This is a genomic window from Kitasatospora sp. NPDC091257 (assembly GCF_044757675.1).
Classification (GTDB): Bacteria; Actinomycetota; Actinomycetes; order Streptomycetales; family Streptomycetaceae; genus Kitasatospora; species Kitasatospora lactacystinica.
Window position 1 is genome coordinate 1 of the sequence record NZ_JBIVVI010001419.1, and the last position, 2070, is coordinate 2070.

The following is a 2070-nucleotide window of genomic DNA, read 5'->3' on the forward strand; positions in this document are numbered from 1 at the left end:
GGGAGCTCCTGGAACCCGGTGCCGCCGCCCTTGAGGGTGACGAGGGCGGTGGTGCGGTGCTGCTCGCGCACGATGCCCTCGACGTCGAGGGCGACGGCCTGGTGGGCGCGCAGGCCGCGGCCGAGGACGAGGTAGCCGAGCGCGCGGGCGCGGTGGGGCATCAGGCCGCTGTAGCGGTCCAGTGCGGAGACGTAGAGGGTGGATTCGGCGCGGGTGAGGGCGGGGCGGCCGGGGAGGTCGGCGACGGAGGGGCGCAGGGTCTTGGGGGCGGGGTTGACGATGCCGGGGTCGAAGCGCTGGGCGTGCTGGTAGAAGCCGCGCACGGCGCTGACGAGGAAGGCGCGGGTGCGGGCGTTGTCCGCGGCAGCGGCCCAGTCCTTGACGTCGCGGCCGCCGGCGGCCCAGACCCGGTCCCCGATGTACGCGATCCAGCGCTTGACCTCGCGCGGGTAGTTCAGCTGGGCGCTGTCGCCGAGCGGGGTGGTCGTCAGCCAGTCGGTGAGCACCTGCTCGGGATCGGGGTGGAGGCCCGGGGTGGACGCGTCGGCTGGGGTGTGCATGGGCTCAGGGTGTCACAGGCAGGCGAAGGGAGTGTCCGGGGCGGGTCCCGTGCGATCGTTCATGGCAACCGAGGTTGGTGTGACCCGTAGTGTGGGGCCCATGGCAGAGGAGTCTCCAGAGGTCTTCAACCACTTCTCCCGCAGCAGGGCCCGCTCGGTGATCCAAGTTGGCGTAGTGCACGGGGACTTGACTGTCCAGGCTGTGTCTCAGCGCCCTCAGGGGGAACAACTGTTCGTCTCGGTCACCCCTCGGGACTCCGACTCTGGCACTCTCCGCGAGGTGCACGTGGCTGTCGAGGCGTACACCCAGCAGGCTGTCATCCTGCACTGTTTAGAAGTCGTTGCTCTATCGATCATGGTAGGCGTGAGTTCGACTATGGGTGCCCGTCTGGGTGATCTTTCGGCGGTCTTGGTATGACGGCAGGGCCTCCCGAACAGCTCGTGGATGTCGATTCCATTCGAGTGTCAGGAGGCCCTGGTGTTGGGGTCTTTCGTGCTGTCCATCGCGTCGTCCAACTCGCCTTCCCGGTCGTGTGACTGCCTCGCCCACCTGTACGGGAATGCGAGCAATCGTCCGAGCCGGGAGCCCCGGTATCCGTCGGACATGACGGACGCCGAGTGGTCCGAGGTCCGTGCCGCGTTGCCGGTGCCGGGCTGGTTGGAGGGGCGGGTGGACAGCCGGAGGGCTTCTGTCATCGGCAGATGGTCGACGCGGTGCGCTACGTGGTCGCGGGCGGTATCACGTGGCGGGCGATGCCTGCGGATTTCCCCGCATGGGACCGCGTCTACGCCTTCTTCCGACGCTGGCGCGATAAGGGCCTGACGGCCGAGTTCCACGACCGGCTGCGGGATCGGGTCCGCGAGGCGGTCGGCCGCGACCGGGAGCCGACGGCGGGGATCATCGACGCCCAGTCGGTGAAAGGCGCCGCATCGGTGCCGGCTGTGACCAGGGGATTCGACGGCGGTAAGAAGGTCAACGGGCGCAAGCGCCACATCGTGGTTGACACCCTTGGTCTGCTGCTGGCCTTCACGTCCTCGACGCCGAGCAGGAGGACGATCTCGTCGATCTCGCGGGTGGCCGGGCCGGTGTCCTTCTTCGCCGAGGTCGCGACCTTCCAGATCGTCCCGTCCGGGGCCTGGACGACGCCGCCGTAGCCCCACAGCGACTTCGCGGCGGGTTTCAGCACTGTGGCGCCGGCGTCCACGGCGGCGCCGACGAAGCTGTCGACGGTGGTCGGCCGGGACACCGTGAGCGCCAGGGTGAAGCCGCGGAATCCGGTGGAGTTTGCCTCGGACGCCCGCAGGCGTACATGCGTGTCCACTCCGAAGGCGGTGTAGAAGCGGTGTGCAGCCTCGGGGTCGGCCACCTCGAGGGTGACGGATGCGGTGGAAGTGGTGATTGCCATGGCCATCACGCTAGTACTGCAACGGTGCCTACCGTGACGGTTGTTCAGGTCGGTCGTTGCTCCTGTCATGGGTGGGGACATATCTGAGGTCGATGCTCGGCGAT

The 2070-nt window shown here is 68.4% G+C and carries 1 protein-coding gene and 2 pseudogenes; 1 reads left to right on the forward strand and 2 read right to left on the reverse strand.

Annotated elements, in window-relative coordinates; genetic code table 11:
* A partial coding sequence (locus tag ACIQOV_RS38915; RefSeq protein ID WP_401055557.1) for a hypothetical protein occupies positions 1-560 on the reverse strand: 560 nt, incomplete at its 3' end.
* A gap of 702 nt (positions 561-1262) precedes the next feature.
* Between ACIQOV_RS38915 and ACIQOV_RS38920 the strand changes: the two are divergent.
* A pseudogene (locus tag ACIQOV_RS38920) lies at positions 1263-1532 on the forward strand (transposase); the annotation flags it as partial.
* Between the two features lie 41 nt (positions 1533-1573).
* Here ACIQOV_RS38920 and ACIQOV_RS38925 read toward each other — a convergent pair.
* A pseudogene (locus ACIQOV_RS38925) lies at positions 1574-1972 on the reverse strand (VOC family protein); the annotation flags it as partial.
* Positions 1973-2070 lie beyond the last annotated feature (98 nt).